This is a genomic window from Pseudomonas sp. TAE6080 (assembly GCF_018732265.1).
GTDB classification, from domain to species: Bacteria; Pseudomonadota; Gammaproteobacteria; order Pseudomonadales; family Pseudomonadaceae; genus Aquipseudomonas; species Aquipseudomonas brenneri.
Map to the genome: position 1 here is coordinate 26,172 of NZ_JAHIDY010000009.1, position 21,850 is coordinate 48,021.

A 21,850-nucleotide genomic window follows, 5' to 3' on the forward strand; every position below is an offset into this window, starting at 1 on the left:
AAAGGGGTCAGAAAGTCGCCTGCACACTGAAGTGCAGTCGCGAGTCCTGTTTCTGGGTGTTTGGTCCATCGAGCAGCGGGTAGCCCCAATCCAGGCTGCCGGACAACCACTTGCTCAAACTGGCGCGGGTGCCGAGGCCGACGCTGGCCAGGCTGTATTCGTCTTCCTGCTCGGGCAACGGGTCGTGCAGGCGCAGGCGCGCACCTTCGGCAAAGGCGTAGAAACGCCATTCCTGCACATAGCTGCCGAGGAACTTGGCCAGGGACGGCGTGCGCAGTTCCTGGGAGAGCAAGTAGCCCTCATCCCCGGTACGCTCGGCGGCCAGGTAGCCACGGATCGAGGTGGCACCGCCGGCGGAGTACTGCTCATTGGACACCAGCGGCCCGGAGGCCAGTTGGAAGGCGGTCTTGGTCGCCGACTGCCAGTCGCCGGTGAAGGTGTAGGTGTAATTCAGGTCGCCCTTGAGCACGGCAAAACTGGGGCTGGCCTGGTCGCGCTTGTACTGGAACTCTTCGGCGTCGCTGCCGTAGCCAAAAAACGCACGGGTGCCGACCACCAGGTTCAGGCCCAGGCCCAGCTGCGCCTGCTCGGTGTAGCGGTAGCCGTTGTAGCCGAAGGTCAATGGCGCGTACTTCAGCGGGATCTGGTCGCGACTGCCGCCAAACTGCATCTGCTCGTCGAAGTCCTTGAAGTCCACCCCCACCGACAACGAATTGGCCCAACTGCCCGTGGCCGGCAGGTTGTAGATCGCCGAGACGCCGTAGGAGTGGCCCTTGCCCAACACGTTGCTGCCGCCAATCGTGGCGATATTGCTGTCGGACTGGTAACCGGAGAACTGCAAGGTCCAGCGCTCGTTGAGCGGTGCGCTGTAGGAACCCGACCAGACCTTGGCGTTTTCACTGTCCTGGGGCGCCGTGAAAAAGGTCAGGGACACGCTGTGCCCCAGTTGCCAGAGGTTGTCGTAACCCAGGGTCGCGACGCTGCGCAGTTTCTCGGTGTCGGCGCTGTAGTCGTTGTTCAGGCCGAGGCTGGCGTGCCAGGGATTCTGGTCTTCGACCTGCAGGTCCACATCCATGGTGCCGGGGCGCTGGCCCTCGCGCACCAACGGCGTGACCTGGCGCCCTGCCCCGCGATTCAAGCCCGCCAGTTGAGTCTGTACCGTGGCGAAATCCGGCACTGCACCCTCCTTCAGTGCTGGCACCTCTTCGCGGATTTCCACCGGCGAATAGTGCTTGGCCCCCACCACTCGCACACGGCCGACCTTGGTCTCGCTGACTTGCAGGTAGACGATGCCGTCATCGACCTTCTGCTCGGGCAATTCGACAAACACCGACTGATAACCACGCGCCTGGTAGATTTTCTGCAACGCGTCGCGGGCACCCTCGATGTCGACCAGGGTCTTTTGCGGGCCGAGGAACGGGTACACCGCCTCCTCGATGGCCCGGGCATCAAGCACGGTATTGCCGCGCACGAAGTACTCATTGACGTCCACCCGGCGCACCGCGGCCTCTTCCTCGGCCCACACCGGCGGCGCCAGCGCCCCCAGCGTCAGGCAACACAGTGCCAACGTTGATTTGAACAGATGCGTCACACCGCCCCCTGGATTACTGAAGTTATTGGCCTTCACTGTTGTTGGCACAGCGTTTGGCCTGCTCAATTGCTGGATGTCGAGGTATTGGCATGCCGTGCCAGCCAGGTGTGCAGCAGCGCGAAGTTCAAGGAGAACTCCGGCATGTGCAGCAAGGCGCCACAGAACACTTCACCGATGATTTTCTGGATCAACTGCACCGCCCGTGGATTGCCCAGGAGCGTGGCGATATCGCGTTGCAGGATGTGGATGCCCCAGACCCGCTGGGTCAGGTCCAGGCCGACGAACCAGCGAAACAGCAGGTTGTAGTTGAGCTGCTCATGCAGTTGCTGTTCGCTGGGTACCGAATAGAGCAGTTGCAGCAGCAGGATCTGCAACACCGTGCGCGGGGCGATGAGCATGCCGGGCTCGGCATTCAGGGCCTGGAGCAAGTCGCGGTGCTGGTCGAGCACCTCGTCGATCTGCGGGCGCAGCAACACCAGGGAGTGACCGGCGGGTATGTAGCTGGACACTTCTTTCAAGGCGCCCTGCCAGTCCTCCTGGGACACGATCCAGACCCAGGGCGCACCATAGCGATAGACCGAAACCGGCTTCTTGCGCGCGGCTTCGACAATCTTTGACAGGCGCTGGTCAAGCTCCTGCATGCCTACTTTCGAGTAGCGTTCCATAGTTCCCATCCGCCCCACTCCTGGCCTGTTTCGCGTGCTTGAGCGCGTTACATAGGCAAGACGGGGGGACGGGGGAGCTACCGAACTTTTGTCACAAAAGCTTCACTCTTTGACGCCCCCCTGTGTAGGAGCCGGCTTGCCGGCGAAGGTCGTCAACGATAATGCGGGGGGCCTGACGGGACGTGGTGATCTTGCGTTTTTCGCGAGCAAGCTCGCTCCTACAGATGCTGCACGCCCTGCAAGGGCAGCTCATAAGACTTCTTCACCGTGCGCACCACCAGCGTCGACGAGTACGTGCGAATCGGAATATCGTGGTAAGTATCGAGAAACCGATAGATGTATTCGGTGTACTCCGTGGCATCGCGAAACTTGGCCACCATCACAAAATCAAACTCCCCGGTCATCAGATAACAGTCCTGGATCTCCGGGTGACTGGCCAGGATGTGCTGCATCTTGCGATCAATGTCGTTGCTGTCCTTGTCGAGCTTGATCAAAAAGAACGCGGTGACCTGGATCCCCAGCTTTTTTTCATCCAGCACCGCGACTTTCGCCTTGATGATTCCTGCACTCTCCAACCGCCGGATGCGCCGGTAACAACTGGTCGAGGACAGCCCCACGCTGTCGCTGAGCAGGTCCAGGCTCTGGGTGCAATCCTTCTGCAATTTGCCGAGAATTTTCAAATCCATGGCGTCTGTCATTATTTCCACTTCTTCCTTGAGAAAACTGCAATGAATCCGCCGTAACGGCCGGCCAATTTGCACAAATCACTGCACAGTGGCCCGTTACTATCAAATCCAGCTTAGCAGCCCCGGCAGATCCAGCATGGGGGCCGCATGAGAGGGATCCTATGATAGTCGCCAAACCGACATGGACCGCTGATATCCAAGGGCTTTTCACCGCGCCTTACTGGATACCATCCGCAGATCGCGCCATCGTCGCAGGCTCGTGGGTGCGCTGCATGAACGCCTACGACGTGTTCCTCGAAGACCCCGATTCGGTCAAGACCTGGTCAGAAACCATCTACCAGCACCTGGCGTCGCGCAATATGCCGCTGACCCTGGATGATCGGCAGTTCTGGCCCATCGATGCCCTGGAAACCTTCCGCCTGTGGGTCAACCAGGGCTGGCGCCTGAACAGCTTTTCGCCGTTCGACATCGCCGAGCGCATCCCGCCTCCAGACCTGCCGCACCCGGTCAAGCGCGTGCGCCAGGACATCCGCGCGTTGAGCCAGGCACAACTGGACCTGTACCGCGCGCGGCTTGACGACGTGATGCAGATAGGCAACCCGGACAGCGGCTCGCCCTGGCAGCGCTATGCCTATATCCACACCAACTGGTGCCTGCATTACCAGGAGGCCTTTGCCCTGTGGCATCGCGCCTACCTGCTGTACCTGGAAGCATTGATCGACTGCCCGATCCCGTACTGGGACTGGATGGCCGAGGACGCCAGTGTCGATGGCAGCCCCCAGGCCGGCCTGCCCCAGGCCTTTCTCGATGAAACCTATGTACACCCGCACAGCGGTGAAGTGCGGCGCAACCCGTTGCGGTATGCGGCGGCCAAGGACGGTCGCTCGAAAGTCTGTGCCTCGGGCAACGTCGAGGGCGTGGACTGCCGGTTCGTGCAACGCAACCCGCTGTTCTATACCCAGGGTGACCAGCAGCGCCTCAAACGCACCCAACTGTATGGGATGAGCCGGATTTTCCAGCAGCAGGTGGTCGACGCCCTGACGTTCAAGACCTTCAGCCAGCCCCAGGGCGTGCCGGGGTATCCCTGGGCCAATATCACCGTGTTTGATCCACCGCAAAAAGACGAGTTGTACCCCAACCGCACGCTGAACTTCGATGGCCTCTACGAGCAACCCCACGACAACTATCACGGCTGGATCGGTGGCGATATGGCCGACAACGCCTACACCGCGTTTGACCCGGTGTTCTGCTCCTACCACGCCAATATCGACCGTGTGCTGGAACTCTGGATCCGCGCCAACCCGGCGGCGCAGTACACCACCCAGTGCCTGCTCCAGCCGTTTGCCGGCAGCCAGGCCGAGACGGTGACCTTCACCAGTGCCGATGCCTGGCGCTATACCACCCTGGGCGATATGGCCCAGGACAGCCGGCATATCGGCTATGACTACGGCACGCCAGTGGCGCCGCCGTTTGGCGCACGCCGCGCCAGCGCGAAAGCCTGCTGCCCGCACAGTGCCGCGCCTGTCCAGGAGCAGGTGCAGGCCAGCGGCCCGTGGGTGGTGTTCGACCATGTGCGCTGCACCCACGACACCTACCTGATCGACGTCTTCCTCAACCAGCCCGACGCCACGCCACAGCAAGTCAACGCCGATAACCCGCACTACGTCGGGCGTTTCAGTCGTATTGGCATGGGGCTGGTGGATGACAAGGGTCGCTGCATCACCCACGGCGTGTGCCGTGCGCTGAATGCCGCGCGCAGTGCCACGGCATTGCACCTTGGCCCCACGCACGCCGTGCAGTTGAGCCTGCTGGTCACCCATCTCGATAGTGGCCGGGTATTGGCGCCGCAAGAGTACGCGCCGCTGCCTGGCTTTATCGCCCAACTGGTGTGGGACGACCCGCGCCAGACCGTTGCCGACCCTCCCCCGAGTGCCGGTTGCTGTGCAGCTACCCCCACACCCCATGGAGATCTGACATGAGCACGCCCTTCAAGCAATTCACCTCCCCCGCTGGGCAAGCGCCAAAGGACTACAACAAGCTGGGCCTGGAAAACCAGTTGCCGCAATTTGAAACCGACTGGAACAACGACGTCACCGGCTGGACCGAGGCCGCGATCATCGGTAACCCATGGTCGGGCCTGTATGACGCGCCCCGCTCGGGCTACTACAACCCGCTGGTCGAGGGTTATGGCCCCGACACCCCGCCTGCGATCACCTGGCAGCCCTTCCCCAACCGACTGTGGACCTTTTTCTACAGCAACGGCACGGCGGTGATCCCGCAACTGGGCGGCAAGGCCATGACCCTGCAACAAGTCATGGAACTGACCGATAACGGCCAGATCACCATCAACGACACCCTGTACAGCCTGTACGACCCGGACAAGAAGGGCACCCTGCTGCAACTGCCGGTAACCCGCTGCCCGAGCATCGACTGGCAGGGTAAATACAAAGACTTCTCGCCCTCGGGGCCACGGGGCTGGCTGGACGAATACTGCGAATGGTCAATTGTGCGCGATGCCAATGGCGACATGCGCAAGATCACCTTCACCAGCGAAAACCCGGCGTACTTCCTGGCGATGTGGCGCATTGATCCGAATGCCGTGCTGGGGCTGTATCGCGACTACATCGACCCGGCCGTACAACTGGAAGACCTGTACCTGCGCTATAGCGCCGACTGCCCGACCGGCAAGGCCGGCGACCCGGTGATCGACCCCACCACGGGCCAGCCCGCCTACGACACCGTCAACAAGTGGAACGCCGGCACCGCCTGCACCCCCGGCCAGTTCGGCGGCGCGATGCACCTGACTTCCGGCCCCAACACCCTCAGCGCCGAGGTGTACCTGGCGGCAGCGGCCACGATCATGCGCCCCCTGAGCAGCAGCCAGAGCCCGCAATCGTTGATCTGCTGCGCGCAATACGGGCAGAACTATCGCAACTCCGACCCGCATATCGGCTTTGCGGCCAACGGCGTGGCCGTCGAAAACCGGATTTCGCTGACCAACCCCATCGCCCTGTACCTGCAACAGCCCACCAACTTCTCGGCGTGGAAAGGCCCGCAGGGCCAGGATGTCAGCCAGTACTGGCGCATTACCCGAGGCACCGCCAAATCAGCGGTCAACGGCTCTGACCAAATTCTGCAGGCGGTGTTTGAAGTGCCGGCCAGCGCAGGATTTTCGATCAATGACATCACCATCAACGGCCAGGCTGTCGACTACGTGTGGGTGATTGCCCAGCAGTTGTTGGTGGGCCTGAGTGTGACCGCCACGCCGATCAGCAGCACGCCGCCGTCGTCGCCTTGTGTGCAGGACCGGGTCAATGGCTTGCAACCCTGGCCGGTGCAATTGCTGCCGCTGGACCTGTTCTACGGCCAGTCGCCCACCGACCTGCCGGCCTGGCTCGCCCAAGGCACCAGCAACCAGTTTGCCCTGGTGGTACAAGGCGCCGACCTCAAGACCACCGCCGCCACCGCGCGGATCCAGTTCAGCAACCCCGGGGTCACGGCGCAGGTCACGAAATTTCTGCCCGATGCCTCGGCGATTCCCGGGCAGACCAACTCCGGTGGGACCCAGGGTTACATCATGACCATCACCGTCGCGCCAAACGCTGCGCCTGGGCTGGTGACGGTACGCGCGCTCAACCCGGGCGAGGCGGATAACGTCAGCGCGGCGGACCATCCGTGGGAGTCCGGGCTGGCGTTGGTGCCGTCCACTTAAGGGCAAACACCGCCCCCTGTAGGAGCTGGCTTGCCAGCGCCTACAGGACCGTTATCAGCTTCACCTTCATGCAAGGAGCGCGATCATGCACAAGTTCCGCTTGAGCAAACTGCTGCTGGTCAGCACGCTGCTGTCCCTGTTTTTCCTGCCCTCGGCCCAGGCATCGGATGCCGACACCTGCGTCCAGCAGCAGTTGGTGTTCGATCCCAACAGCGGCGGTTTTCTGCCCGTCAACAATTTCAACACCACCGGCCAGAGCTTTATGGACTGCTTTGGCTGGCAGCTGTTTATTGCCCTGAACTGGCCAGTGGATCCCGGATGGCCAGCCAATGCGGCCCTCGCGGGCGAGCCGAACCGCAAGATCACCATGGCGCAATTTGGCGTGCCCCAGGCCGCAGGGCAACCCATGGCCACCGCACCGGTGTGGGCCAGTTACAAAGACGCCAACGATATCTTCCTGCCCGGCGCCCGACCGCCCACAGGCTGGGGCGTACAGACACTGGTGCCGTCCAATTGCAGCAGCGAGGGCAGCCTCAAAGCCTTGTCGGTAGGGGCGCGCAAGTTCATGAACGCCACCTCGGAAAGCGCAATCAATGCCCGGCATCGCTTTCACTTGTCCAGCGGCACCCTGGCCACCCTTCCTGACCCGATCATGGAAGCGGCCGGCGGCTGGCTGACCGATCAGACCGGCAACCTGGTGTATTTCGAACGCAAGGTGGGCAAGGCCGAATTCAACTACATCGTCAACAACCAGTTGTATGACGCCGCCCAGCAACTGGCCGTGGCGCAGAACGTCGACGGCCAGCACCCGGCCGGCTTGTCGCTGCCCGCTGGCGAGGAGCTGCGCTCGATGCCCAAGACCCCGCTGCCCCAGGACCAACTCGGAGCACTGGAGCTCAAGGCCGCCTGGCGGATTCTCACCGGCCAGCCCCAGCTCTACGGACGCTACCTGACCACCGTCGCCTGGCTCAAGGACCCCGCGACCCTGCAATGCAACCAGCAGGTAGTGGGCCTGGTGGGCCTGCATATCATCAACAAGACCCAAAGCTCACCGAACTTCATCTGGACCACCTTCGAACAGGTCGACAATGTGCCCGAACCCGGCCAAGTGCCCGCACAACAGCCGCCGGTTGAAGGTTTCACCTTCAACAACCCCGACTGCACAGGTGGCCCGGACGTGTGCACGCCCAATGTGGCGCGCATCCAATGCCAGCAGCACAACCCGGATCGCCAATGCACCGAACCCTACCCACGGGACCAGCCGGTACAGACCACCCGGGTCAACCCCGTGCCCTCAGAAATGCAGGCGCTCAACGCCGCAGTCCAGGCCAGCTTCGCCCAGCAGACCCAGGGCCAGTCAGTGTTCCAGTACTACAAGTTGATCAACGTGTTGTGGATCACCTCACCGACGCCGCCGAACATACCGGAGCCGGGGCCCAAAGCGACGGTACCGCTGTCGTACGGCGCCTTCATCAGCCAGGACAACGTGCCGGTGGCCAACACCACCATGGAAACTTACGTGCAGGGCAAGGAATGCAACGTGTGCCATCAGAACGCGACGATCGCCGGCAGTACCACCCTGGCCTCGGACTTCTCGTTCCTGTTCAACAATGCCGACTCGGCTACACAAAAAGGCCTGATCAAACGTGTACAGGCTTTCGAAACCCTCAAGGACGTCCAACCATGAAACGCTCACTTGCCACCCTGTTGCTCGCCCTGCTGACAGTCCTCAGCCCCCACGCCCTCGCCCACTCGGCCCACGAACTGCACGCCGTGAGCAACGGCGCCGATGCCGATGTACCGGGCAACCACGGCATGTTCATGGTCGGTTCGCAGACCTTGTTCCTGGTGCATATGCCGATGTTCACCACGGAAAAACACATGTACCAGATCGTCCTGCAGGCCAGCCTGCCGGCTGACGTGATGACCAAGTACCAGGCACTACGCGCGGCCAATCCGAGCAAGCCGTATAACCTGATCAACGTCGATAACGACACCTTCACCTTGCCCCAACTCAAGTCCGGTGAAGTGACCTCGTTCAAGGCGACGATCTATGACGGTTACTCCAATGACGGCGGCGGTACACCAGGGCCGGTGCTGTTTGACAACGTGCCGGTGACAGTTCAATCGGTGGTGATCTACCGGCCGTTCAACCTGGGCATCGACCGGCCCAAACAGCTGGTGTACACCTTGTTTGGCCGGGGCAAGGAGGCGCACCTGACCCACTACATCGCCCAGGATCCGGACTTCCAGGAGATCATTACCCTGCCTGGGCCGCCAGCGCCGTTTTCGGCGGCGCAATTGGTGTCTACGGTGGATTTGAACTTCACCACCGTGCAGTCGTTGCCGATTGTCTGCCAGTCGCCGCTCAAGCCTGGGGTCTATCCGACCTTGCTCGAAGGCCGGGCGGATGCGCCAGTGGCGTTGGACCTGGGGCCGGCGGCGCAACGGGTCTGGTATTCGACGGGGAATTTGTTGAACAAGACGGATCCTTGTCAGCGTTAGGCGAGGCGCCTGATCGTCGAAGCGTACGCGTACCCCTGTGGGAGCGGGCTTGCTCGCGAATGCGGTGGACCAGCTAACGCTTGCGGTGACTGATACACCGCATTCGCGAGCAAGCCCGCTCCCACAGGTAAGCAGCTTCGCACTTTGCTTTTGCTCTTGCTTTTGATCTTAGGCGCCCCGTTAAACCACGATGGCCGCAGGCAGGTATTGCGCAGTCGGCACCCCGGCAGGATGCCGGGGTAGCCGCGACACCGGATATGCACACTCTCCCTACAAACTAATCTGCCCCCGCTCCTCATCCGTCAACCGCGCCTTGGCCTGTTCACTCAAAGGCCCCGCCCCCAACACCTGCACCGGGCTGTGCGGGTCATACGCCGGCGCCCTGCGTGCCTCTTCCTGCCCCCGCTGCACCGGCTCCGCGCCGAACCCCAGCACTTCCACCGTCACAATCGACGCCCTGCCCTGGCGCGCCGCTGCCTGTTGATTGCGGGCCGCGTCTTCGGCCGCCTGGGACGCTGCCGCCCCCGCCGCACTGGCCGAGCTCATCGCCCCGGTGTTGACCGCCGCCGACACCGGTACCCCCGACGATTTGCCCTGGGTCTGGATATTCGCCGCGTTGACCACCCGCAGCGCGGCAATGTTGATATTGCCCGACACACGGATCCCCGCCTCACCCGCATCAATGGTGCCCAATGGCGCAATCAGGTCGATATCCCCCGCCGGCACTTCCGGGATCGGGTTGAGGGTGGCGATGCCCGCCCCGGTGCTCGGCACCGACGGCGACAGGCTGACATTGCCCCAGTTGTCGTACACCCGCCGTGGCGGGGTGTAGACCACGGTGGTCTTGGACCCCCGCCCGGCGTTGATATCGCCCGCAGCGGACCAGCCCATGATCGAGCCGCCAAAGGTGGTCATGATCCGGCTCTGGCCCAACAGGATGCTGTCCAGGGAATACAGCTGGATATCGCCCGCGCCCTGGGTGATGACCCCGGCCGTCGACGGTGGCGCCGCGCCCTCGATACCGAAGGTCTGGCCACCGCCCGGCGTGAGCATCTGGATCGAACCACCGAAGTTGGTGTGCACTCCGGCGCCGCCAAACAGTGTGATATCGCCCTTGTAGGCAATGGTATTACCGGCCACGTCCTTGTCCGGGAACAACCCGGCAATCGCCGCCCGGCCGCGCACATAGCTGCCCTCGCGCACGCCACCGGCCTGGTTGTACTCGCGGCCGGCAGCCTTGAGTTCAGCGAAGTACACCTCACGGGCAAACACCCGCTGCTGCTCCGCTGGCAGCGCCGCGTAATAGGCCCTGGCCTGTTGGCTGTCACCGACAAAGCCGAAACGCCCGGCCAGCCAGTCCAGCAGTTCACGCTCGTAGGTCTTGGCAACCTTGCCGCCCAGCAGCGTCAAGGGTTCGCCCGCTTGCAACTGGTTCTCAGGGTTCAGGTAAGCCTCGACAAAACGTCGGTAGTCCGGGCCGTTGGGGCCGGCTCCGGCTTGCATGACGATACTCGTACCGGGACGGCTATCACCCGCTGCCACAGCGCCAAGGCTGTTGACGCTGACCTTGTCCTCCATGAGGATGTTGCGCCCTGCCATCAACTCCAGCGTACCGGGCCCCGCCGCATTGAAACTGCTATAGAGAATGTCGCGCCCGGCACTGACGATGGAGACATCAGTCAGGCCGTTATGCACAAACAGGTTGGCGTCGAAAGCATATTCACCGGTCGCCGATTCACCACCGCTGGCGCCACCCAGACGCGTGCCGCTACTGACGATGTCACGCCCGGCCAGCATCCATACCGGACCTGCGCCTTCATAAAACGTTTGCCCCACACGCGGGTCACCGGCACTGGTGATGGTCAGGGCACGCCCACTGTTGACGCCCAGCAGGTCGCCGCTCAGCGCATAAAAGCGCGCAGGGTCCAGGGTATCGCCCCACAACGTGCTGGCCGTGTTGGCACCGAAGGTGAACAGTGGGGAAAGCCCCAGGCGCGCAATATTGCTATCACCGCTAAGGTTGCCACTGCCCGCGATCGGCAGGGAGTTGGCAAAGCCCAGGAACGCCGGGTTGAGGATCGTTGCCAGGCTGTCCGGCGCGGCGCTGGAGCGACTGACGGTCAGGTCGCCGCCATAGATCGAATCCCCAGCCAGCAACTGCAATTGGCCGTTGGCCGATGGCGCCAGCACCAGCGCCGCAAGCGCTGGCATCGAGCCGGGGTTCGCAGTCGCCGCCCGCCCGTAATACAGGCTGCCGCTGGCGGCCACCGCACGTAATGTGGCGGGATAGACTGCCGCCATGTCTGTTTCCAGGGTCTGGGTCAGCGGTGTCAGGTTGCCGCCGGCAGAGAACAGGTCCACTGCCGTGTTGCGGGTCCACAGGCTGAACCAGCTTTGCCCGACGCCGTTGACCCCATTGTTAACGTAGGCCAGGGCATTTGTCTGGGCGACGCGCCCTGGATCGGCCACATCCTGCAACACCAGGTCCCCACGGGTGGCCAGGTTGAAGGTCGCATCACCGGGCAACAGGCTCAAGCCACCGGCCGCCGAGGCCGATGTGGCGCGCAGTGGGTCATAGGCGCGGACTTCACTGGGGCTCTGGTCGATAGCCCGGCTGCCATACCGCAAGGTCAGGCTGCCCAGGGCACCGCCGGTCAACTGCACATTCCCGCGCAGGTTCACCAGCGCGCCATTGAGGTGATCCATAGCGATCTGACTGCCTGGATTCACCGCGCCGCCAACCCGCAGGTTCAAGTCGCCACCGCCGGTCAATTGCAGGCTGCCATCAGCCGCTACGCGCCCGCTGCTGCCCACCGCCAACACCACCCCTTGGCTGCGCAAGTTCACCGCCTGAGGTACATAACCGGCAGCCAACGGCCGGATGATCCCGGCATCGCCGCCCACCTCGACATTCAGGTTGCCCCCGCCCAATGTGCCGAAGCCGGTGAAGCCCAGCATCTGGTCGGCGCCTCCCGCCTGGGCCAGGTTGGTGGCGTAGGAGCCAAAGTTGATCCACCAGGCAGTGGCTTGCGCCTCAGGGCCACTCAAGCCATTGCCCTGGCGCCACAACCAGTTGCCGACATTCGCCGAGTCTTGCCCACGATCGCTCCTGACCGGGCGGCCCGAGACACTGAGTGACGGGCTTGTGATGTTACCGGTCAGGTTCCCGCCCACTTTCAACAACAGGTTGCCACCCGCCTGCGGGTACCAGGCGCGGTACACACTGTCGGCGCCGCCGTTGACCAGTTTTTCGTTGCCGCCCACGCTATTGCCCAGCACCTTGCCATTTTCGCCCAGTGCCCGCGGCAGGTTGTAGGGGTCGTTGGCCGAGGTGCCCGTGGAAGAACTGCCAGCGGTGTAGACCCCGTACAGCGATTCCATGCTCAGGTTGCCAGCCGCCAGCAGGTCCAGGTCGGCGGCGCCAGTGCGGATCACACTGAAACGGCTGCTGCCCCCTGCCACCAGGCTGTAGGCATCACCGCCGGACTCACAGGAACCGGGGTAGTCAGTACATGTTCCAAGGTTGCCGGCGCTCACGGGTTTGCCGACCATGCTGGTGTCGCCGTAATTGTCGATGGAGCCCTGCTCGGTCCACACCAGCACACCCTCGGCGAACATACCGAAATGGCTGTCGGCCAGGCGCAGGTTGCCGGTCGACGGATACGGCTGCAGCAGCCGACTGTCAGCCGCCTGGGTGTCGGCCCCGGCCACCAGGCGGATCGACCACGCCTGGGAGCCTTCCGTCAGCATCGGCGCAACGCCCCAGTTCTTGCCCTGGCGCCCCGCCTCCTCGACGCGCAACTTCACCGACTTCACACCGCCCGACAACTTGACGTCAGTACCTGCCGGCAGCAGTGCGCCACGGGGCAGCGCCTTGCTGCCATTGAGGGTCACGAATGCCGTACTGCCCAGGCGCCCGGGCAATGGCACGCCCTTGGGCCAGATAAACGCCCGCACGCTGGTGTTGCTGGTCAGCAGGGTGCCGGCCCCCAGTACAGTGCCGCTCGCCAGGGTCTGGCTCTGGCTCAGCAGCGTCCCCGCAGCAAACAGCTCCTTGCCGGAGGCATCCAGTATCGCTGCCGCCAGCACCGTACCCGCAGGCAGTACCAGAGGCTGGCTGAGGGTCACCGGCACCGGCAGCCGTGTACCGTTCGCCAGGCTCAGGGCCTTGATCGACACATCGAAGTTGAGCACCGCACCCGCCGGAAACTTCGTGCCGTCAGCCAGGGTCACGCCCGTACCCGGCACCACTTGGGTGCCACCGGTGTAATCGATACCGGGGCGCAATACCCAGCCGTTGTCATCGTCGGTCGGCGGTGGCGGCGCAAAGCCGTCGGTGATGCTGCCGTAGATATTCAGGTCGCCGCCGGCGCGCAGGGTCAGGCGACCCACTTCGCCGGAGCCGTAGATATCCGCGTTTTTCTGGGTATGCGGGTTGAGGCTGGCGTAACGATAACCGGAGAGGTCAAGATCGCCCTGCACCACCAGATCGCCCTGGGGCGTCTTGCTGACAATCTCCACGCCCGGGCGCAGATGGAAAGCGTCGGCATAGGTGGCGTTGTTCAAGCCTGCCAGTTTGTTTTGCAGCAGGTCGTTGTTCTTCAGGGCAGCGTTGATGAACAACACACTCAGGGCATGTTTGGCGTCGAGGTACTTCTGGTCAATCGCCTGGTACGGGCGCCCGCTGGCCGTGGCATCGGTCTTGGTCGCAGCGTCGTCGTAGCTGATCATGCCGTTGAGCGCAATCGAGCGCGCACCCTGGATATCCAGGCGGCCACGGGCATCGATGGCAATGTCATTGCTGCCCAAGCGCGGCGCATTGAGTTCCAGGGTGCCACGGCTGCGACCATCATTGCCCGCCGCCTCGGTAGCGTGGCGCAGGTCAATGCGTACACCATCGGCGAGGGTCAACTGGCCCTGGCCCGAACCGAGCACCACCGTGGCGCGGTTCGGCGCATCGATGATCTGGCCATGGCTGTCCACTCGCAGTTGGCTGCCATGGGCATCGAGCACGGCGCTGCCGTCCAGGGCCAGGCCTTTTTTGGCCAGCAGGTTGATGCTGCCCACCCGCTCGCCACTGGCATCCACCCGCCCGGTAACGCGCAGGCTGCCATTGTCCAGCGAGACACTGACGCTGTTGGCCTTGATGTCATTGCCAATGCTCAGGTCGCCCTGCTTGAGCTGGAAGCTGCGCGCGCCAAATACCTGGCCCTGGTTGAGCCGCTGGTTGAGAGCAGCAAACTGCTCGTCCAGGGTACCGCGAGTGCCCAGGCGCTGGGCCTGGACCTCAACCGCACCGGCCAGGTACGGCACCAGCGTGCCGCCGGCATCGTAGTCACCGCTGCTGCCCGCCAGGAGCTTGCCCGCCAGGTCAACCACACCGCCGGCTTCACCCACCGCCACCGCCCGCAGCTTGCCCGCCTGGTTGTGCTGCGCCGACAGGTCGATGGTCGAGCCTGCGGCCTGCAGCACATTGCCCTCGCGGCTTTGCAACGAGACCTCGCCACCCGCGCCGTATTTAGTCAGATCGTTGAAGACGATGGCGCGCCCGGCCACATCAATCAGTGCGTCATCGCTCAAGACCACGTCGCCACGCGCATCGAGGGTGACCTTGCCGCTGGGCAACACCACCGCACTGGCCAGGCGGATGCTGTCGCCCTGCAACGCCAGCTCACCGCCCTGGCCTTCGACCTTGCCACGCACACCCTTTGATGCCGCGATATCCAGTACGCCACCGGCGGTGATGCGGTTGACCGATCCCGCCTCACCGGTCAGCAACGGCGCCAGGATGTTCAAGTTGCCACCCGTGTAGGCAAACCCTTTGATGGGGTCGTAAGCGCCCTGGCGCTGATAGACCGACAGGCTGCCCTTGTGGTTGGCGGTGATGCGCTCGCTGGCCTTGAGGTTGACGTCGGCAAATCCCAACGCGAGGCGGTCGAAGCGCTGGGTGGTGCTCGGTTGGGCAAAATCGCCATAACCCAATTCGATGCGCTCGGCGCTGATATCCAGGCGCCCGCTACCACTGCCGGCCCCGCCCGCGATTGCCGCGCCGGCAGGTGTTTGAGCACCGAGCCAGATCAGGTTGGCGGTGTGAATGCTCGCCACATCACTGGCGCTGCCGGCCCCGTAGATCGCCGGGGTGGCGAGCATCAGGTTGCTCAGCAACGATTTGCCGGTCACTGCGTCATACGTATCGAGGGTGCTGGAGCCATAGAAGTTGAAACTGTCACGGGCCGAGAGTTGCAGGGTTTCCAGGGCCGGCGCGCCGAATTGCGTGTCGCCACGCAACAAGCGATTCAACACATCCTGGGTCAGGGTCATGCCGGCCGGCAGGCGATTGCCGGCCGCCGCCTCGGCCAACGCTTGCGGGCTGCCGACGTTGATGCTGGCCAGCCCCAGGTTGAGATGACGGGTGCCGTAGCGCACCTCATCCCCCATCTGCAACGTCTTGTCGGTCAGGGCGACGATACTGCCGTCTGAATACAGGGCAGTCTGGCCATTGCAGGGCGCGCTGTTGCACACCCCCAGATTGATGCCGCCACTGGAAGCACCGCCCGCCTGCACGGCGTTGACCACGTTGAGCAAGCCGTTGGAGACCGCCAGCATATTCGCGACCTGGTAGACAAAACCGTCGCGTGCGTCATAACTGGCCTTGCCCCGACCAATCGTATTGATCGAGGCGCCCTGCTCCATGACGATCTCGCCGGTGGTACTCACCAGGAACACTTCCGGTGCGGCCAGGTTCGCCCCTTCACGCAAGGTGATAGAGCCGCTGTTGGCGCCGACCACATTGATGTAGTTGCCGCTCTGGCCATACGAAACCTGGGTCATCCCGCCAATCATCAGGCGTGCCGCGCCCAGGGCGTTGAGGCTGTCCGCCCTCACGGTGACGCCCCCGAACCCATCAGTGGCCGCCTTGCCTGGCGCCACCACTTCCATCCCACCGGTCCCCATGTTCATCACCGCAACCGTGCCGGCATAACCGTCAGTTGCCGCCTCGAAGCGGCCGATACCGGCGAAGGAAAAGGCGTCTGCCCCGCCACCGGGGTTCAACGCCAGTTTCAAGGTCTTGGCATCCACCGGCAGCAACGCCCGTGGCACGCCGAGCTTGGCGGCATCGGCCACGGCGAACTGGGCATAACCGGTTTCGTTGTACTGGGAGTAACGGCGCAGGGTGTCGGCCGAAGTCAGGATCAGCTGGCTGGCCACACGGTTGCTGATCCCGGTATTGACGATGGACAGGCGCCCGGCAGCCGCCCATGAGCCATTGCGCAGTGCCTGTGGCACGTCTTCGGTCCCGCGCCCCGCCAGGCCGTTGATTTCCACACGGAACGCCCCCGGCATCAAGGCATAGGTGGAGGGCATCAGGGTATAGGTCCCCGCAGCCAGTCCCGGTACGCCAACGTCCAGGGTGATTTGCTGGCCGATCAACGGGTCTACCGCACCGCCCTCCGGTGCCACCGGGGCATAACCCGGCTGCACCCCAGGCACGATGGCGTAGACCGGGTTGCTGCCCAGGCCCGGCAGGACAAAGCCGCCGTTGGTGCCGATCTGCATCAGCGGGTTGTAGCGCGCATCGGTGGAACCGCCGCGTCCGGAAATAAACCCGGCGCCGAGCAATTCGCCGCCACCGGACAGGTCCAGCGTGGCCTCTGGCAGCACCGCCACCGATTGACCGCCAAGGATCACCCCCACATTGAGGTCGCCATTGAGGTTCGCAATCGCCCCCTGGCCAAGGAACGACACGGTCTTACCGTTGTACTGGTAGACCTGGCCATCCACCGTGCCACCGTAGGGCAACACCAGGCCCTTGCCGCTCACCGAAGTCAGGCTACCGGGCAGCAGCTCGACTTTTTGGGTGCCCAGGATGCCGACTTCGATCAGCCCCAGGGGGGCGCGCACGACCCCGCCCTGCTGGATGGTCGGGCCGCCCAGTTGCAGGCGACCGAAGGCCGAGTAAGGGACAGCGCCTGCTTCGTTGCCAGTACTGGCGATGGTCAGGGTACGCGTCGGGTCGTAGCCGGCAACCCCGTCCACGTAGCCAGCCAGCACCCGTGCCCCGACTTCGGTCGCCGGGTACAACTGCGCTGCCCGCAGGGTCATGTCGCCCCGGGTCATGACCTGGGTACTGATGCCCAGGGCGATTGCATCCGCGCTGGCCCCGGCGAGGAAACGCAGGTCACCCTGGCTGCTCAGTTGCACATCATCGAAACCACGCCGTTCGACACTCACCTGGCTATTGTCGGCCTGAGTCAGGCTGCTCTTGTTGCCGAACAACACATTGCCGCGTACCTCCAGCAGATTGGCGCTGGCGTTGAACACCGCCTCGGTGGCGCGTTGCGACATGGCGCTGGTCAACACCGGATGCAGGTATTGATCCTTGGCTTCCAAGGGCGCAAGGATGCCCGCCAACAGCAGGTGAGGTGCCGACAGATTGACCCGGGCATCTGGCGCAGCATTCTCACTCAGGCCGAGGGCGCCGCTGTACAGGCGCAGGCTCTGGCCCATCTGCAGCGATAGATCACCGTCAACACTCAGCAGGCCATTGCTCAGCAATGCCAGGTTGTCAAAGCCACCGGCGCTGACCTGATCCACGCCCAGGCGAGCATGTCCATATTCCAACTCGACAGCCGCAGCCTGGGCAGTGCCCGCCAGGGTGCTGTCCTGTCGGGTCTGGCTGAGTACCAGCTCCCGTGGCTTGAGCACCCGGTCGGAGACCGCATTCTTGATGTAATAAGGGCTTTCCAGGGCCAGGGCCAGGCTCCCGCCCGATGCACCGGCACCGCCGGCCTGGGCCACAAGGCTGCCGTCCAGGTACAGGCCATTGTTGGAGGCAATATTGATGCTGCCGCCATTGCTGGCCACCTGCACCCGGCCCCGACCCGGCAGATCCAGGCCCGCCTGGGCACCGGAAGCATCCAGGCGCGCGCCATCGCGTACCACCACAAACACATCACTGGCCTTGGCAATGCCGGTGGCGAGGTCAAGTTCGCCGCCGAGGCTGATCGTGCCGCCATTGCGCACCAGGCCATAACTGCGGCCACGACTGTCCACGGCACTCGCCGCCCGCGCGGCCACATCGATCAGCGCCTGCTCGCCAACCCAGATCGAACGCCCGTGACCCGCGGCATTCACCGCCTCGGAACTGGCCACGTTCAGGCCACTCAGGCTGACGCTGCCGCCCCAGGCGTTGAGCGTGCCATTGAGCGTCAGTTGGCCGACACTGCGCAGGTTGATCGCCTGGCCCGGGTCGACCGTGATGACCGCCCCCTGGCCCACGCTCAGCGACGTAGTTGCCAATTGCGCAGCGGTGGACTCCTGATGCCCGGCCGTCAGGCTCAAGCTGGCGCCTCGACGCTGGCTCAGCACGCTGTTGAGCGCATCCTGCTGATACAACGGGGGTGTCCAAAGCTCCATCAGGCTGGCCGGATCACTGCCGCTCGGCACCGTCTGCACCTGCTCGCCAACACGGTAGACCGGCATGTCGACCGCGACCTGAGTGCCGTCAGCGACGATCAACCCTTCATTGCCAGTGATGTCATACGCCGAGAACCCTTTGTTGAAAAAGTCTCCCGCCAGTTGCAGGGTGCCCGCGTCTGGAGTGCTTGCCTCACCGATCAGCACCTTGTGCGATTGCAACGCCAGGGTGCCACCACCACTGACACCGTAACCACGAATCTCACCGCCCAACACCAGCGCCCCCAGCGCGTCCAACGTCACGCTGCCGCCCTTGCCCCCGCTGACCTTGCCATCCTGGCCGGCAGTCGCGCCCGAAGACACCTGCACCAGGCTCCCCGCCCCCAGGCTCACATCGCCGGTGCTGCGCAGCGACACCTTGCCGCCATTGGCGTAAGCCACGCCACCGATGATGGACGGCTGCAGTGCCAGGTTGCTCCAACGCCCGGAGGCATCCAGCACCGCCCCGGAGGCCACAGCGACTTGCCCGCTCCCCGCCAGAATCACATCTTCAACGCCATTCTGCCGATTGAGGTTGACCTGGCTCAGTACGTTGCCGGCATTGATGCTGCCGCCATGGGCCGTCAGGTTGGCGTTGACCGCCACCTGCGGCGCGTACAGGGTGATATCGCCACCGTCCGCCACCGACAACGCGCCATTGACCGTGATCTGCTGTTTGGCACCCACCTTGATCGCGCCCAACTGGAAGCCGTTGAGCTGCTCGCTGTCGAGCACCAGCCTGCCCTGGCGCCCGGCCGGCAGCGCGGCGCTCAGGTCCAGGCTGTCGGCGATGGCTGGCGCGCCACTCTCGATCACTACCTGCTCCATGCCCGGCGTCAGGGCGTAACGCAGGGTACCCGTGCTTTTGTTGAAGATCGGCGTGTACTGGCCAATGATCAGTTGCGCACGCTGGGCCTGAGCCTTTTGCGACTGCTGATAACCGTCAAGGTTGATGTTCGGTGCCTGGGTCTGGCGATCGCCCTGGAACACATCACTGAGCAGTTGGCCTTCAAGCACCGCACTGCTCGTACCCACCACCAGCTTGCCGGCATCGCGGCCCACGGTGTAACCCGCCTCGAAGCGACGCTGTGGGGCGATCAACGGGTTGTAATACAGATCGGTCCGGCCCCAGCGCTCACTGGTGTCTTCAAAGCCTTTGTAAAGCCCGCTGTAGAGAATATCGCCCGGTGCTTTCGACAGCTCGTACAAGCGCCCGTCCGGCCCCTTGAGCCAGGTTTGCTGGACATAACCGGCCTGGACATCCACGGTGCCGCCCGACAGATTGATCTGCGCGCCCTGCTGGGTCACGACGTCACGGCCAGTAAACGTCACGGTACCGCCCTGGGCCATCCACTCACCCACCGCGTGCCCTTGCGTGCCCAGATAGCCACCGACTTCCAGCAGGCCGCCGGCGGTGTACCAGCGGTCCGTCGCGTAGCCGTTGGTACCCGCTGGCACAAACACCAATTCACGCAGGTCGACCCACACATCGTTGTTGATCAACTGCCCGCCATCGCGGTTGACCGGCGCATCGCGTTGCTCGTTGCCCTGCACGTTGATCTTGATGTTGTTGGCTTGCATCGCCACCTTGACGCCGATGGCGCCGGACACGTCGATCATCGCACCGTCGCGCACCAGGCTGCGCTGGCCGGCGCTGACCGCGACCTGGCCACCGGTGGCAAGGGTAATCGAGCCCTTCTGGAAGTCCACGGTGGCGCCGCTGACAATCTCGATGCGCGACTGATCGGTACGGTCGGCCACACTGCCCAGGTTATTGAACTGCCCGCTGATCAAGGGGTTCGCCAGCCCGTCAAGATTGACCAGGCCATTTTCGCGCTGGCTGTTGAGCGCGGTGGAGCCGCTGCTGTCGAGCAGGATCGCGGTGGTGCTGCCTTCGCCAAGACTGACGCTGCCCGTGGTGTCACTGGACGAATTGAGCAGGTGAATGGTGCCACGCGTGTCCACCGACGTGCTGGCCAGGGCGACGCCGTTTTGCTGCACGGCGTGGCCGGTCAGGGTGATGTCGCCGGTTGCGGCCATGATCAGGCCGCTGTTGGTCACGCTGCCCGCGCTGCTGCCGGCCTTGAGGCTGCTGGCGACTTCATTGCCGCGTGTGGTGGAACGTGCATTGCCGGTGGTGCCCACGCCTTTGCGGATATAAAAACTGTCGCCGGCGGCCAGGGTCGTCTGGCCCTTGGCGGTGATGAGGGTCCCGGCGTTTTCCACTTCCGAGCCCAACAACAAGGCATAGCCACCGGCATCGGTGGACGTGGCCGCATCATGGGTCTGGATCAGCGCACCGCGCTGCACCTGGACCTTGCCCGCCGCATCGGTGAACGTTGGCTGGGTGCCGTTGGCGTCGACGTAGAGCCCGCGCTGGGTGAATTGCTCATCGCTGATATTCGCTGCGGCCGCCACCAGGTTGCGCACATTGACCTGGCTGCTGCCGCTGAACACCACGCCATTGCGGTTGATGATCATCACAGTGCCAGCGCCCTTGATCTGGCCCTGGATTTCACTGGGGCGCGCGTTGGGGTCATTGACGCGGTTGAGCAAGGCCCAGTTGGACTGCTGCTGGAAGTCGACAGTGGTGTAGCGCCCGACGTTAAAGGTCTCCCAATTGAGGATGGCCTTGTCGGCGGTCTGCTCGATGCTCACCGTGGTCTGGCCACCGGCTTGGCTTTGGGTCGGGCCCTTGGCGTTGATCCATCCCTGGGTGAGGCTGTTGTCTACCTGCAAGCCGCCTTTGCCCAGGCCATCGGGAATCGTCGAGACCTGCCCCAACGCTGCCTGGCGCCCCGCCGCCTGCGCGGCCTGCTGGGCGGCAATCGCCGCAACGCTGTTGTTGAGCGTGCTCAGTGAGCGCTGCATCTGCTGGTTGACCCGCGCCTGCTGGGACAACGGCGGCGGCATCCCCGGCACCTGCGCCCCCGGACGCGCCGCCGTGGCCGCCTGGGACGCGCCCTTGGCCGCAAACCAGCCGGAGCTGAACGCCGTGGCCCCCTGGGCACTGCCCGCCACCAGCAACAAGGCAATGGCATGGGCCAACGGCTTGAGGCGCAAGACTGTCTGGCCGTGCGGGCCGCGGGCATTCAGGTTAACCGGTGGTTTGCAGCGGACCATCTGGAATCATCCTTGTGTGTTGAGATGCACATCACGTATGGGAGTTAGGCGGTTGGCGAGGGACGGGACTGAACTTCTGTCATGCAAAATTCATCTAGCGCCCACCGCCCTC

At 63.8% G+C, this 21,850-nt stretch carries 8 protein-coding genes; 4 read left to right on the top strand and 4 right to left on the bottom strand.

The window, feature by feature from the left end; translation table 11 throughout:
- Positions 1–7: 7 nt before the first annotated feature.
- The 3 genes from KL786_RS08995 to KL786_RS09005 form a co-directional block, all read right to left on the bottom strand.
- Complete coding sequence (locus KL786_RS08995; protein WP_032861120.1) at positions 8–1,591, bottom strand: ShlB/FhaC/HecB family hemolysin secretion/activation protein; 1,584 nt, start codon at positions 1,589–1,591, stop codon at positions 8–10.
- A 62-nt stretch (positions 1,592–1,653) separates the two neighbouring features.
- Entirely contained in the window at positions 1,654–2,256 is a 603-nt protein-coding gene (locus KL786_RS09000) for a transposase (RefSeq protein WP_032861019.1), read from the bottom strand.
- A 218-nt stretch (positions 2,257–2,474) separates the two neighbouring features.
- Complete coding sequence (locus tag KL786_RS09005; protein WP_215517450.1) at positions 2,475–2,942, bottom strand: Lrp/AsnC family transcriptional regulator; 468 nt, start codon at positions 2,940–2,942, stop codon at positions 2,475–2,477.
- Positions 2,943–3,103: 161 nt separating this feature from the next.
- On the opposite strand from KL786_RS09005, the gene KL786_RS09010 reads away from it, so the two are divergent.
- The 4 genes from KL786_RS09010 to KL786_RS09025 all read left to right on the top strand — a co-directional run bounded on the left by KL786_RS09010 (position 3,104) and on the right by KL786_RS09025 (position 9,159).
- Positions 3,104–4,921 carry a tyrosinase family protein gene (locus KL786_RS09010; RefSeq protein ID WP_215517369.1) on the top strand — a complete coding sequence of 606 codons (1,818 nt, stop codon included), beginning with the start codon at positions 3,104–3,106 and terminating at the stop codon, positions 4,919–4,921.
- Positions 4,918–6,654, top strand: a complete 1,737-nt coding sequence (locus KL786_RS09015; protein ID WP_215517370.1) for a DUF8225 domain-containing protein — start codon at positions 4,918–4,920, stop codon at positions 6,652–6,654. The genes KL786_RS09010 and KL786_RS09015 overlap by 4 nt, the downstream gene beginning before the upstream one ends.
- Before the next feature lie 85 nt (positions 6,655–6,739).
- Entirely contained in the window at positions 6,740–8,341 is a 1,602-nt protein-coding gene (locus tag KL786_RS09020) for a hypothetical protein (RefSeq protein ID WP_215517371.1), read from the top strand.
- A complete protein-coding gene (locus KL786_RS09025; RefSeq protein WP_215517372.1) occupies positions 8,338–9,159 on the top strand; it encodes a hypothetical protein in 822 nt (273 codons plus the stop codon). Before KL786_RS09020 ends, KL786_RS09025 begins: the two co-directional genes overlap by 4 nt.
- A 270-nt stretch (positions 9,160–9,429) precedes the next feature.
- Here KL786_RS09025 and KL786_RS09030 read toward each other — a convergent pair whose 3' ends face one another.
- On the bottom strand, positions 9,430–21,738 hold the full coding sequence (locus KL786_RS09030; protein ID WP_215517373.1) for a filamentous hemagglutinin family protein: 12,309 nt from the start codon (positions 21,736–21,738) through the stop codon (positions 9,430–9,432).
- Between the last annotated feature and the right edge of the window lie 112 nt (positions 21,739–21,850).

Bases quoted from the DNA above. Each gene is read 5' to 3' on its own strand.
- KL786_RS09010 (WP_215517369.1), top strand. From the start codon at position 3,104: ATGATAGTCGCCAAACCGACATGGACCGCTGATATCCAAGGGCTTTTC.
- KL786_RS09015 (WP_215517370.1), top strand. From the start codon at position 4,918: ATGAGCACGCCCTTCAAGCAATTCACCTCCCCCGCTGGGCAAGCGCCA.
- KL786_RS09000 (WP_032861019.1), bottom strand. From the start codon at position 2,256: ATGGAACGCTACTCGAAAGTAGGCATGCAGGAGCTTGACCAGCGCCTG.
- KL786_RS09020 (WP_215517371.1), top strand. From the start codon at position 6,740: ATGCACAAGTTCCGCTTGAGCAAACTGCTGCTGGTCAGCACGCTGCTG.
- KL786_RS09005 (WP_215517450.1), bottom strand. From the start codon at position 2,942: ATGGATTTGAAAATTCTCGGCAAATTGCAGAAGGATTGCACCCAGAGC.
- KL786_RS09025 (WP_215517372.1), top strand. From the start codon at position 8,338: ATGAAACGCTCACTTGCCACCCTGTTGCTCGCCCTGCTGACAGTCCTC.
- KL786_RS09030 (WP_215517373.1), bottom strand. From the start codon at position 21,738: ATGGTCCGCTGCAAACCACCGGTTAACCTGAATGCCCGCGGCCCGCAC.